Origin of the sequence: Arthrobacter sp. B1I2 (assembly GCF_030816485.1) — a bacterium.
GTDB lineage: Bacteria > Actinomycetota > Actinomycetes > Actinomycetales > Micrococcaceae > Arthrobacter.
This window is the reverse complement of record NZ_JAUSYC010000001.1, coordinates 772,667-784,684: the sequence shown is the minus strand read 5'-3', so window position 1 is coordinate 784,684 and position 12,018 is coordinate 772,667. Positions and strand designations below refer to the sequence as shown.

The following is a 12,018-nucleotide window of genomic DNA, read 5'->3' as shown; positions in this document are numbered from 1 at the left end:
CTGCCTTTAGCTCCGCCGAAACCCCGCTTACCGCCGCCAGGCGGGGCGGGGTTTTTCAATTTTCGGATTTAACTGCTATGGGCTGGCTGTGGAGCCGCCCAAATAGGCCTAATTAGGCCGCCGTCCGGCCGCCTCGCGTCCGTCAGTATTTTCACGGCCCATGAACCGCCGGGCGCGCTGTCCCACGCGCCGCCTGCTTCCGTGCCTGCCCGGTTCGCGGCGCTACAGTTCGCCGCTGTGCTTATTCCCGCAAGGCTCCGGGTTTCCCCTGTGGCGAACACGCTCCACAAGTCCGGAACGGCCACGTAGCATCAAAGTACGTCGTAGCTAGGAGTGTGGCGAAATGTTTGAGCGATTTACGGACCGTGCCCGTCGCGTAGTTGTGCTTGCCCAAGAAGAGGCACGCATGCTGAACCACAATTACATCGGTACCGAACACATCCTCTTGGGTTTGATCCATGAGGGTGAGGGCGTTGCCGCCAAAGCTCTTGAGTCCTTGAGCATTTCGCTCGACGGCGTTCGCGAGCAGGTGCAGGAGATCATCGGGCAGGGCCAGCAGGCTCCCTCCGGTCACATCCCCTTCACCCCCCGCGCCAAGAAGGTGCTGGAGCTCTCGCTGCGCGAAGCACTCCAGCTGGGCCACAACTACATCGGCACGGAGCACATCCTGCTCGGCCTCATCCGCGAGGGTGAGGGCGTCGCCGCCCAGGTGCTGGTCAAGCTTGGTGCCGACCTCAACCGGGTCCGCCAGCAGGTCATCCAGCTCCTTTCCGGATACCAGGGCAAGGAAACCACCGGCGCAGGCGTCGGCGGCGGACAGCCCGAGGGCGCACCGGCCGGTTCCGTGGTGCTGGACCAGTTCGGCCGCAACCTGACGCAGGCTGCGCGCGAGAACAAGCTGGACCCTGTCATTGGCCGCGAGCAGGAAATGGAACGCGTCATGCAGGTCCTTTCCCGCCGCACCAAGAACAACCCCGTCCTCATCGGTGAGCCCGGCGTCGGCAAGACGGCCGTCGTCGAAGGGCTGGCCCAGGCAATCGTGCGCGGCGATGTCCCGGAGACCATCCGCGACAAGCAGCTCTACACCCTGGACCTTGGTTCCCTGGTGGCAGGCTCCCGTTACCGCGGTGACTTCGAAGAGCGCCTCAAGAAGGTCCTCAAGGAGATCCGCACCCGCGGTGACATCATCCTGTTCATCGACGAGATCCACACCCTGGTGGGTGCCGGTGCCGCCGAAGGTGCCATCGACGCGGCCTCGATCCTGAAGCCCATGCTGGCCCGCGGCGAGCTGCAGACCATCGGCGCCACCACGCTGGATGAGTACCGCAAGCACATCGAGAAGGACGCCGCGCTGGAGCGCCGCTTCCAGCCGATCCAGGTCAAGGAACCCTCCGTGGCACACGCCATTGAGATTCTCAAGGGCCTGCGCGACCGGTACGAGGCACACCACCGCGTCACCATCACCGATGGCGCCCTGGCTTCCGCTGCCAGCCTGTCCGAGCGCTACATCTCGGACCGCTTCCTGCCGGACAAGGCGATCGACCTGATCGACGAAGCCGGGGCCCGGCTGCGCATCCGCCGCATGACCGCTCCGCCGGAGCTCAAGGCCATGGATGAGCGCATCGCCAAGCTGAAGATGGAGAAGGAATCCGCCATCGACGCGCAGGACTTCGAAGGCGCCGCTTCGCTCCGCGACAAGGAACAGAAGATGATTTCCGAGCGCGCGGAGAAGGAACGCCACTGGAAGTCCGGCGGCATGGACGACATCTCCGAGGTGGATGAGGATCTCATCGCCGAGGTGCTGGCCAACTCCACCGGCATCCCCGTCTTCAAGCTGACCGAGGAAGAGTCCTCGCGCCTGCTCAAGATGGAAGATGAACTGCACAAGCGCGTGGTGGGCCAGAACGAGGCAATCAGGTCCCTGTCCCAGGCCATCCGGCGCACCCGTGCAGGACTCAAGGACCCCAAGCGCCCCGGTGGCTCGTTCATCTTCGCCGGCCCCACCGGCGTCGGCAAGACCGAGCTCGCCAAGGCACTCGCGGAGTTCCTGTTCGGTGAAGAGGACGCCCTCATCACGCTGGACATGTCCGAGTACTCCGAGAAGCACACCGTCTCGCGGCTCTTCGGGGCCCCTCCGGGCTACGTGGGCTACGAAGAGGGTGGCCAGCTGACCGAGAAGGTCCGCCGCCGTCCGTTCTCCGTGGTCCTGTTCGACGAAGTGGAAAAGGCCCACGCGGACCTCTTCAACTCGCTGCTGCAGATCCTGGAAGACGGCCGCCTGACCGACTCCCAGGGCCGTGTGGTGGACTTCAAGAACACCGTGATCATCATGACCACCAACCTGGGTACCAGGGACATCTCCAAGAGTGTGGCCACCGGCTTCCAGTCCGGCACCGACACGCAGACCGGCTACAACCGCATGCGTGCACGTGTGACCGAGGAGCTCAAGCAGCACTTCCGGCCCGAGTTCCTGAACCGCGTGGATGACGTTGTGGTGTTCCCGCAGCTCACCCAGGACGAGATCATCGAGATCGTGGACATGTTCGTCAACCGCCTGGAGAAGCGCCTCAAGGACAAGGACATGGGCATCGAGCTCACGCCGGCCGCCAAGGTGCTCCTGGCAACGCGAGGTTACGATCCCGCCATGGGTGCGCGGCCGCTGCGCCGCACCATCCAGCGTGAGATCGAGGACCAGCTCTCCGAGAAGATCCTCTTCGGCGAGATCCACGCCGGCGACATCGTCGTAGTGGATGTGGAAGGCGAAGGCGACGACGCGAAGTTCACCTTCGCCGGCAACGCCAAGCCGCGCATCCCGGAGATCGCCCCGAGCGTCTAGTCTCCACAGCCAAAGCCCCGCCACTCCACCAGGAGCGGCGGGGCTTTCGCTCGTTAAAGCCACAGCGGCTGGGTTCGGTGCCGGCGGCGCCTTGGGTTACGACCGGCCCGAACCCGCACAACCGTTGCAGGCCAACACCGGTCATGCGGGGCAGGGCCGGTCATAGCCGGAGCGGACCCAGCCACGGAGCCGCGTCTGGCCTTCCAAGGCCGCAGGAAGCGAAGCGGGAGCGTGGCGGCTGTGATGCGGGGCACAAACCGTGTTGAATCGGGAGCATGGCTAACTTGGAACCGGTGATCCCGGATGAGCAACCACTGACCCCTTTCCACGACCTCGACCACTACCTGTCCATCCCCCGGGTAAGCGGCCTCGCCCTGAGCCCGGACGGCTCACGACTGGTGACTACCGTCAGCACCCTGAACGGCAAAGGCACCGAGTTTGCCACCGCACTGTGGGAGTTGGACCCGGCCGGGCAGAGGCACGCCCGGCGCATTACGCGCAGCGCCAAGGGTGAGGCGGGAGCCGCTTTCGCCGCCAACGGTGACGTTTACTTCACGTCCGCGCGTCCCGATCCGGACAGCCCCGACGAAGAGCCGGTCAACGCGCTGTGGCTGCTTCCGGCCGACGGCGGGGAGGCCCGCGTGGTCCTCAGCCGGCCCGGTGGCATCAGCAAGGTGATGACGGCCAGGGACGCTGATGCCGCGTTCGTCACGGCGGAGGTCCTCGCAGGGTCCACCGACGAGGAGGACGACGCCGGGCGGCGCAAGTCCCGCAAGGAGAAGAAGGTCTCGGCCATCCTGCACAGCGAATATCCGGTCCGCTACTGGGACGCGGACCTGGGGCCGGGCCAGCCGCGGATCTTTGCCGTGGAAGCGGGGGAGGACAACGCGTCAGGCAAGCCCTCGACCGTTGACGCCATCGGTCCGTTGGTCCTGCGCAACCTGACACCGGACGCCGGGCCGCGGCTAAGGGAAGCGGAGACGATGGTCAGCCCGGACGGCAGGACCGTCTACAGCAGCTACACCAAGCCGCTGGCCAAAGCGGACAGCCGTTCCATCCTGGTTGCGGTGGATGTGGCCTCCGGCAGCCTCAAGGTGCTGCTGGACCAGGAGGGGATGAGCTACTTCCCGGGTCCCGTCAGCCCTGACGGGAGGACGCTGGTGGTGCTCAGTGAGAGTGACTCCACCCCGCAGCAGGCTCCCCGGATCACAATGCACCTGCTGGATGTCTCGGGTGAGGCTGCCGGGGATGGCGCAGGCCTGCAGCCCTTGGCCCACGACTGGGACCGCTGGCCCAAGCCCGCGGCGTGGCTCCCTGACGGCTCCGCCATCCTGGTCACGGCGGACGACGACGGCGCGTCGCCGGTTTTCCGGGTCAGCGTTCCGGCGGCTGCCGCTGAAGTGGGCGTCACCCGGGTGACGCAGGACACGGCGGCCTACTCCGACGTCGTGATTTCTCCCGACGGGCGAAGCGCGTATGCCCTGCGCAGCTCCTACGAATTTCCGGCCGAAGCCGTGCGGATCGACCTGGCCACGGGGGAAACCACCCGCCTGCCCGCACCGGCAGAACGCCCGTCCTGCCCGGGACGGCTGGAGCGCATCGCCGCCACAGCGGCCGACGGATCGCGCGTATCCGCCTACCTCGCCCTGCCGGAGGGTGCCTCCGCGGATGAGCCGGCGCCGCTGCTCCTCTGGATTCACGGCGGTCCGCTGGGATCCTGGAACGCCTGGACGTGGCGCTGGAACCCGTGGCTCCTGACGGCCAGGGGGTACGCGGTGCTGCTGCCGGATCCGGCCTTGTCCACCGGCTATGGGCAGTCCTACGTCCAGCGGGGCTGGGGATCCTGGGGGAAAAGCGCCCTTTACCGACCTGATGGCCGTGACCGATGCAGCCGTGGAAAGGCCTGACATCGACGAGTCCCGGACAGCTGCGATGGGCGGCTCTTTTGGCGGCTACATGGCCAACTGGGTGGCAGGCAGCACGGACCGCTTCAAGGCTGTTGTCACCCATGCCAGCCTCTGGGCCCTGGACCAGTTCGGGCCAACCACGGACGCCTCACAGTACTGGCTGAAGGAAATGACCGAAGAGATGGCGCTCGAGAACTCGCCCCACCTGAACGTGGAGGACATCAGTACCCCAATGCTGGTGATCCATGGGGACAAGGACTACAGGGTGCCTATAGGGGAGGGCCTGCGGCTCTGGTACGAACTGCTGTCCAGGTCCCGGCTCGCAGCGGACCAGGACGGGCAGACGCCGCACCGGTTCCTGTACTTCCCCGACGAGAACCACTGGGTACTCCAGCCACAGCACGCCAGGGTCTGGTACCAGGTGGTGGAGTGGTTCCTGGCCAAGAACGTGCTGGGCAAGGAGATCGAACTGCCGGCTGAACTGGGGCTGTGAACAACTGGTCACCTCCGGCTCGGAGGCTGGGACATTTACCGCTTGCTGCTCCTCCGTCGCCTTGACGCAAGCTACGTAAATGTCCCAGCCTCCTTCGCCTCGTAGGATGGCTTCTGTGACCGACTCCTTCCACATCCGCCCAGCACGCACCAGTGACGTCTCTGCCATCAAGAAGCTGGTGGCGCCGCTGGCAGAGGAGCGCATCCTGATGGCGAAGGAAACGGTGGCGTACTACGAGAGCCTCCAGGAGTTCCGCATCGCCGAGTCCAGCGACGGCGACGTGATCGGCTGCGGCGCCCTGCACGTGATGTGGGAGGACCTCGCAGAGATCCGCACCCTCGCAGCTTCGGGGCAATGGCGCGGCAAAGGGGTGGGGCACGTCCTGGTGGAAAGCCTGCTGGAGGAAGCCCGTGCCCTTGGTGTGGCCAGGGTCTTCTGCCTCACGTTCGAGGTGGACTTCTTCAAGCGCCACGGTTTCGAAGTGATGGCGGACCAGTCCGCGGTGGACCCTGAAGTGTACTCGGAGCTGCTGCGCTCCCACGACGAAGGTGTGGCGGAATTCCTGGATCTGGCACGGGTCAAGCCCAATACCCTGGGCAATACGCGGATGATCCGCACCCTCTAGGCGTCTCCCTGGGCGCACAGCGGTAACCCTTCTTGGCTTTACTCGAATTGATGGATAAACTTCTGGAGGCCGGTATGTGGGGGGCCTCAGGAAAGGGACAGTCATTGGGGGCTGTCCCTTTGCTGCGTCCTGGCCCGGAGGGCCCCGGGCCAGCCGGTAAACCGGGCGGAAGGAACCTACCGCCACCCGGGATGACGGTAGTAGGGTTCAGAACACATCCTTCAGGACACAGCCAGGAGCACGGCCATGAAGAAACTCATCAACGATCCAAAGTCCGTTGTCCAGGAAGCTGTCCAGGGGTTTGGCCTGGCGCACGCCGGACTGGTCACGGTCAGCGAAGACCCCGTGTACATCACCCGCAAAGACGCGCCGGTGGCAGGCAAGGTGGGGCTGGTTTCCGGCGGTGGCAGCGGTCATGAGCCCCTGCACGCAGGGTACGTGGGGCAGGGAATGCTCGACGCCGCCGTGCCGGGGGCGGTGTTCACCTCACCTACGCCGGACCAGATCCTTCCCGCCACCCTCGCAGTCAACTCAGGGGCCGGCGTGGTCCACATCGTCAAGAATTACACCGGCGACGTCCTGAACTTTGAGACGGCGGCCGAACTGGCCGAGGCCGAGGGCGTCAGCGTCCGCACCGTACTGGTCAATGACGACGTCGCCGTGGAGGATTCCCTCTACACAGCCGGCCGCCGCGGGGTGGGCGGCACCGTGCTGGTGGAGAAAATTGCGGGGGCCGCCGCCGAACGTGGTGACGGCCTGGACGCCGTTGCCGCCATCGGTGAACGGGTCAACGCCAATGTCAGGACTATGGGCGTGGCACTGTCCGCCTGCACCGTTCCTCATGCCGGCACGCCGAGTTTCGACCTCGCCGAGGATGAGATCGAGATCGGCATCGGTATCCACGGCGAGCCGGGCAGGCACCGCATTCCCATGGAAAACGCGGACAGCATCACCAACCGCCTGCTGGAACCGGTCCTGGCTGACCTGAAGATCAGCTCCGGGGACAAGGTGCTGCTTTTCGTCAATGGCATGGGCGGCACCCCGCTGAGCGAGCTTTATATCGTGTACCGGCGTGCCGTGCAGGTGCTCGCCGACGCAGGTGCCACGGTGGAACGCTCACTGGTGGGCAACTACATCACGGCGCTGGAGATGCAGGGCTGCTCCATTTCGGTTCTCCGCCTGGACGACGAGCTCACGGAACTGTGGGACGCGCCCGTGCACACCGCCGCGCTGCGTTGGGGCGTGTGATTGTGGTCCTGGACGTCAACTGGGCCGTGAAATGGCTGACCCTTTGCGCACAGGCCATGGCTGAACACCGCGTGGAACTCATTGAACTGGACCGCGCCATCGGGGACTCGGACCACGGCGAGAACATGGACCGCGGCTTCCAGGCCGTCCTGGCCAAGCTCGGCGAAGCCGCCCCGGAGACGCCCGGGGCGGCGTTGAAGATGACCGCCATGACCCTGATGTCCAAAGTGGGTGGAGCTGCCGGCCCCCTTTACGGCACCGCGTTCCTTCGCGCCGCCACCGCCCTCGGCGATGCCGCTGAGATCGATCCGGCCGCCTGGGCCGGTGCCCTGGAGGCCGCGCGGGACGGGATCGTGGCGCGGGGGAAGGCGGAGCCCGGGGATAAGACGATGGTGGATGCGTGGACGCCGGCAGTTGATGCTGCCCGGGCCGCGGCCGACGGCGGCAGTTCGGATGTCCTTGATGTCCTGGTGGCGGCCGCCGAGGCTGCCGAGGCTGGTGCCGTGGCCACCGATCCCCTTATCGCACGGAAAGGCCGGGCCAGCTACCTTGGCGAACGCAGCGCCGGCCACCGGGATCCCGGTGCCGTCTCCAGCGCGCTGATCCTGCGCGCGGCAGTTGGGGCAGCTGCGTGACCGTAAGCATCGTGGTGGTGTCCCACAGCGAAAAGATCGCCGACGGCGCCGTGGAGCTTGCCGCCCAGATGGCGCCGGACGTCGTGATCCTGCCCGCCGGCGGCACCGACGACGGCAGGATCGGCACCAGCCTGGAGAAAGTCCTCGCCGCCCTTGAACAGGCCGCTGCACAGGACAGCGCGCACAACAGCGCGCAGGCCGGCGGGGACGGCACGGTGGTCCTTACGGACCTGGGATCAGCGGTGATGACCGCCGAATCGGCGCTGGAGTTCCTGGAGAATTCCGCCGGCGTCCTGCTCGCCGACGCGCCGCTGGTGGAAGGCCTGGTGGCCGCGGCGGTCGCCGCGCAGGGCGGAGCCGACGTGCAAGGGGTCCGTGAGGCGGCTGAAGCCGCACGGGGTCCGGCCCACCAACCCGGGCCCGCAGATGCGGAACCGGGTACTGGGCCGGTCAGCAGCCCTGCCCCCGATTTCACCGGCGACTTTGAGCTGGTCAACCAGGCCGGCATGCACGCACGGCCTGCAGCGAAAGTCGCAGGGGGGCTCGCTTCGCTTGGCGCCGAGGTCACCATCAACGGGGTGGATGGCGCGTCCATGACGGGACTGATGACCCTCGGCGCCGGCAAGGGCACGGTTCTGCACGTGGAAGCGTGGGGCGCGGATGCGCAACAGGCAGTGGAGTATGTTGGCGGGCTGGTGCAGGCCGGCTTCGGCGAGCCCTAAGCTCCATGGCGGCGGCCTGCGAATAAGCTCGATGCCATGGAACGGCCGCTTGCAGAGAACTCCCAGGAAATCGAAGTGCTGGACGGCCAGATCTCCGTAGAGGAACTGCTCGCCGAACTTGGATTCAACTGGAGCGCTGAGCCCGTGGGCGGCGCTCCCGCAACCGGGACTTCCGAGGGCGAAACCTTCACACAGCCCGCGCTGTTCTAATCCTGCGCACTAGAGCTTTATGACGGCGACGGACGCCGCGAATCCCACGACGTAATGGAACTGGCACCATTCACAGCGCATCCATAGGCGTCTCCGGTCATGCCCACAGCAGCCGGACGAGGATGTATTAGGGGGGAGCTTAGGAGCCAACCATGAGGATTTGGAAGAAATACGTGGTGCCCCGCATTGCGGCCATAACTGTAGTCCTTCTTGGCGGTGCCGGAGCGTCCGGTGCCGATGAGATGGCAAATGCCAGAATCACACATCCGGCCGCAGTTACGACGGTTGCTGCACACACCGGACAGCTATCGCTGCGACACCTCGTGCTGCTCGGACTCGCCAAGGGTTCGCTGCCAGGCCGTACGACGATCTGCAGGAAGAGACGCGCGAAGAGAGCTACCAGGAAGCCACGGTACGGCTGGACAGTGCCGCCAGCGGAAGCCGCCGCACGGGAGCTTAGCGGCGTGCCGGCATGATTTAGGGCCGGGCCAGCTGGTGCAGCCCGGCGTCATCCAAAGAGACAGACGCTGAAAGGACCTTCCCGCACTGCTCGCCGAACGGGTACGCCGCCTGCGGCTGGAACTCCAGGGTGCGCACCGGCAGCGCGGTTCCGTCCGGGGCCGTGCCGGACACGGTCGCCGTCATGGGTGATTCCGTCAAGGACTGAAGCATCAGCACCGCGACTTTGGTGCCGTCGGGCGAGGCAGTAGCTGAACACGAACCCTCAGGACTGCACCCTGAGTCCACGGAAGTACTGCCCGGGCGAAGTTCGACGTCGGCCTCTTTGCACGTGCCGTCCTGGCAGGCCCGGACATGCAGCGCCCCCACCTGCGGTGAGTACCCCACTGTGACTGTTACCGAGACAGCGGTGGCCTGCGCAATAGCCGGGCAGGCGCCGACGGGGGACCCGCAGGCGGAGATGAGCGCCGTCGTCGTCAACGCCAGGAGCAGCCCGGGCTTGTGCATGCCTACAGGCTACGCCGGGCGGAGGCACGCCAACCGGGCCGGCTCCAATTGGAGGCGGCATTGTTATGCTCCCGCCCTAACCCAGCGGGAAGATGCCAATGAACCAGAACAGCGCAATGGCAAAGACCGCGAAAAACGGAATCAGGCAACCCATGGCGGTGCGCGGCTCTGCGGAAACCTGGAGGGATTCGTTGGGGTTCTGCGGGTTGTAGGCCACCTCGATCAGCGACCCCGGCACCGGCTGCTCTACGCCGGAGATCTCGGACTTGCCCATGAAAAGGCTGCCATGCGGATCAGTGAACTGGTACGTGGGGTAGTAACGGAGGTTCCGGCTGGCGCCGCCCACGCCGCTGGTCCAGCCGGTGGTGCTGCCGGTGACGGTGGCCTGCGCCTTGGGCCAGTCCGCCATCAGCTGTCCCTGGCGCCTGGTCCTGCGGGCCGCATGGACCAGCGAGAATATCGCGGCGGCAACAAACAGCGCCCAAACGACGTACAGAATGGTTTTCATGGCTTCCCCCGGTTCCGGTCACCAAGAAGTATGCCATTCCCGTGGTGCGCCGCCGGCGGTTCAGGCTGGGAGCCGGTAGCCGCCGTCGTGCATCTCGGCCAGCCCGTCCGCCAGCAGCCCGGCCAGCGCCCGCTCCAGCTGCTCGGGAGCGGAGTTGAGCCGGTGCAGCGCGGCCAGGGGCACGCCGACTCCTTCCGGGGTAAAGCCAAGATCGGCAGGCTCGCGCTGGAACATGTCCGGCGGCACGGGAGATTCCGCCAGCCGCAGCACAGCCAGGACTGCACCGCGCACCTGGCGGTCGGTCCCGTGCCACGCCTGGCCTTTGGGAACGTACGACGGCGGGGGCTCACCCGCCGCGAGCCAGGCACAGGAGTCTTTCACCGGGCAGGCAGCGCACTTGGGCGCCCGGGCCGTGCACACCAGCGCCCCCAGTTCCATGACCGCAGCGTTCCAGCGCACGGAGGTTTCGTCGTCGTCCGGCAACAGGGCTGCGGCCAGGCGCATCTCCGCCGCGGTCAGCGTGGGCGCGGGAAGGGCAACACCGGTGACCAGCCGGGCGTGCACCCGGCGGATGTTGGTGTCCACCACCGTTTCGCGGCGGCCATAAGCGAAGGCCGCCACTGCCGCTGCCGTGTAGCTGCCCACCCCGGGCAGGGCCAGCAGCTCCGCGTAGGTATCCGGGACCTGGCCGCCGTGGTCCCGGACAATGGCGGTGGCCGCGGCGTGCAGCCGGAGAGCCCGCCGGGGGTACCCCAGCCTGCCCCACGAACGTACCGCTTCCCCTGCCGGTTCGCCGGCCAGCCCGGCCGGGGTGGGCCAGCGCTTGAGCCACTCGTGCCAGACGGGGAGGACCCGGACCACGGGTGTCTGCTGCAGCATGATCTCGCTGACCAGCACACCCCAGGCGGGGCAGTCAGGCTTACGCCACGGCAGGTCGCGGGCGATGCCGTCGAACCAGGAGTTGATCCGGTAATGGAGCGACTCCCGGTCTGCGAGGCCCGTGGGAGTGCCCGCGGCGGCGGTGGAGGTTTGAGTGTCGATGCCCAATACCTTAGTTTATGGGTTCGGGCGGGCTGCAAACCGGGTGTGACCAGAGCGATGGGCGTGCGGCGGCGTGGTGGCAGTGCAGATCCGGCGGCGTTCCCTAGCCTAGGAGGATGGGCAGGCAAGGCAATTCACCAGAACGCGGCACGGCATCCGGTTCCAGCAGTGTCCGGAAGCCCAGCGCGGCCGTGTACCGCCGCCGTCGGCTGGTTGTTGGCGGGGCGCTGCTGCTGGTGATTGTGCTGGTGGTCAGCGGTTTCGCCCTGGCCGCTGCCTTCAAGGGCGGTTCCCAGCAGGCGTCCTCCACCCAACCGTCTTCCACTGACGCGGCCGCCCCGTCTGCTTCCGCCACCCCTTCTGCTTCCGCGCCGGCAACCCCGTCCGCCACGCCGTCGCCCACTGCCTCCGCAACCCCCTCCTGCAACCAGAACCTGGTGACTGTTTCGGCCTCGACGGACAAGCCTGCCTATGGCCCGGGAGAAAACCCGATGTTCAGCCTGAAAGTGACCAACGGCGGCACCGTCGCGTGCGAGGTCAACATCGGAACCTCGCAAATGGAATTTCTGGTGACCAGCGGCTCCGACCGGATTTTTTCTTCAAAGGACTGCCAGGCGTCCAGCGAGGACCTGGTGAAGGTGATCGCGCCCGGCGCCAGCGAAACGGCGAACTTCCCGTGGAGCCGGAACCGCAGTGCCGAAGGCTGCAAGGCCGTGGCTGCAGCCCCGGGCGGCGGTGGTGCGTACTACATCTTCACCGCTAAGCTCGGCTCGCGGGCCAGCCCCAAGGCCGTCTTCCAGCTGAACTAATCCGGCCTCACGGAGTGC

The 12,018-nt window shown here is 66.5% G+C and carries 11 protein-coding genes and 1 pseudogene; 9 read left to right on the top strand and 3 right to left on the bottom strand.

What is annotated here, in order from left to right; genetic code table 11:
• The first annotated feature begins 343 nt into the window (after positions 1 to 343).
• The 8 genes and pseudogenes from QFZ57_RS03675 (at position 344) to QFZ57_RS03640 (ending at position 9,152) form a co-directional block, all read left to right on the top strand.
• A complete protein-coding gene (locus QFZ57_RS03675; RefSeq protein ID WP_306629107.1) occupies positions 344 to 2,836 on the top strand; it encodes an ATP-dependent Clp protease ATP-binding subunit in 2,493 nt (830 codons plus the stop codon).
• 275 nt (positions 2,837 to 3,111) lie between these two features.
• A pseudogene (locus tag QFZ57_RS03670) lies at positions 3,112 to 5,236 on the top strand (prolyl oligopeptidase family serine peptidase).
• A gap of 106 nt (positions 5,237 to 5,342) precedes the next feature.
• Positions 5,343 to 5,861, top strand: coding sequence for an amino-acid N-acetyltransferase (locus QFZ57_RS03665; protein ID WP_373461179.1), 519 nt, complete (start codon positions 5,343 to 5,345; stop codon positions 5,859 to 5,861).
• 246 nt (positions 5,862 to 6,107) lie between these two features.
• Complete coding sequence (gene dhaK / locus QFZ57_RS03660) at positions 6,108 to 7,109, top strand: dihydroxyacetone kinase subunit DhaK (protein WP_306629104.1); 1,002 nt, start codon at positions 6,108 to 6,110, stop codon at positions 7,107 to 7,109.
• A 2-nt stretch (positions 7,110 to 7,111) separates the two neighbouring features.
• Positions 7,112 to 7,744, top strand: a complete 633-nt coding sequence (gene dhaL / locus QFZ57_RS03655) for a dihydroxyacetone kinase subunit DhaL (RefSeq protein ID WP_306901521.1) — start codon at positions 7,112 to 7,114, stop codon at positions 7,742 to 7,744.
• The gene (gene dhaM / locus QFZ57_RS03650) at positions 7,741 to 8,466 is read left to right on the top strand and encodes a dihydroxyacetone kinase phosphoryl donor subunit DhaM (protein WP_306898048.1); all 726 of its coding nucleotides are present in this window, start codon (positions 7,741 to 7,743) and stop codon (positions 8,464 to 8,466) included. The genes dhaL and dhaM overlap by 4 nt, the downstream gene beginning before the upstream one ends.
• A 36-nt stretch (positions 8,467 to 8,502) precedes the next feature.
• The gene (locus QFZ57_RS03645) at positions 8,503 to 8,676 is read left to right on the top strand and encodes a hypothetical protein (RefSeq protein WP_306629102.1); all 174 of its coding nucleotides are present in this window, start codon (positions 8,503 to 8,505) and stop codon (positions 8,674 to 8,676) included.
• A gap of 152 nt (positions 8,677 to 8,828) precedes the next feature.
• Complete coding sequence (locus tag QFZ57_RS03640; protein ID WP_306898046.1) at positions 8,829 to 9,152, top strand: hypothetical protein; 324 nt, start codon at positions 8,829 to 8,831, stop codon at positions 9,150 to 9,152.
• Position 9,153: 1 nt separating this feature from the next.
• On the opposite strand, the gene QFZ57_RS03635 is transcribed toward QFZ57_RS03640, so the two are convergent.
• The 3 genes from QFZ57_RS03635 to QFZ57_RS03625 all read right to left on the bottom strand — a co-directional run bounded on the left by QFZ57_RS03635 (position 9,154) and on the right by QFZ57_RS03625 (position 11,191).
• The gene (locus QFZ57_RS03635; RefSeq protein WP_306629100.1) at positions 9,154 to 9,642 is read right to left on the bottom strand and encodes a hypothetical protein; all 489 of its coding nucleotides are present in this window, start codon (positions 9,640 to 9,642) and stop codon (positions 9,154 to 9,156) included.
• 76 nt (positions 9,643 to 9,718) lie between these two features.
• Positions 9,719 to 10,150: a DUF3592 domain-containing protein gene (locus QFZ57_RS03630; RefSeq protein WP_306898043.1), complete on the bottom strand. Its 432-nt coding sequence runs from the start codon at positions 10,148 to 10,150 to the stop codon at positions 9,719 to 9,721.
• 60 nt (positions 10,151 to 10,210) lie between these two features.
• Positions 10,211 to 11,191 carry an A/G-specific adenine glycosylase gene (locus tag QFZ57_RS03625; RefSeq protein WP_373461294.1) on the bottom strand — a complete coding sequence of 327 codons (981 nt, stop codon included), beginning with the start codon at positions 11,189 to 11,191 and terminating at the stop codon, positions 10,211 to 10,213.
• A gap of 116 nt (positions 11,192 to 11,307) precedes the next feature.
• On the opposite strand from QFZ57_RS03625, the gene QFZ57_RS03620 reads away from it, so the two are divergent.
• On the top strand, positions 11,308 to 12,000 hold the full coding sequence (locus tag QFZ57_RS03620) for a hypothetical protein (protein ID WP_306898042.1): 693 nt from the start codon (positions 11,308 to 11,310) through the stop codon (positions 11,998 to 12,000).
• The last annotated feature ends 18 nt before the right edge of the window (positions 12,001 to 12,018 follow it).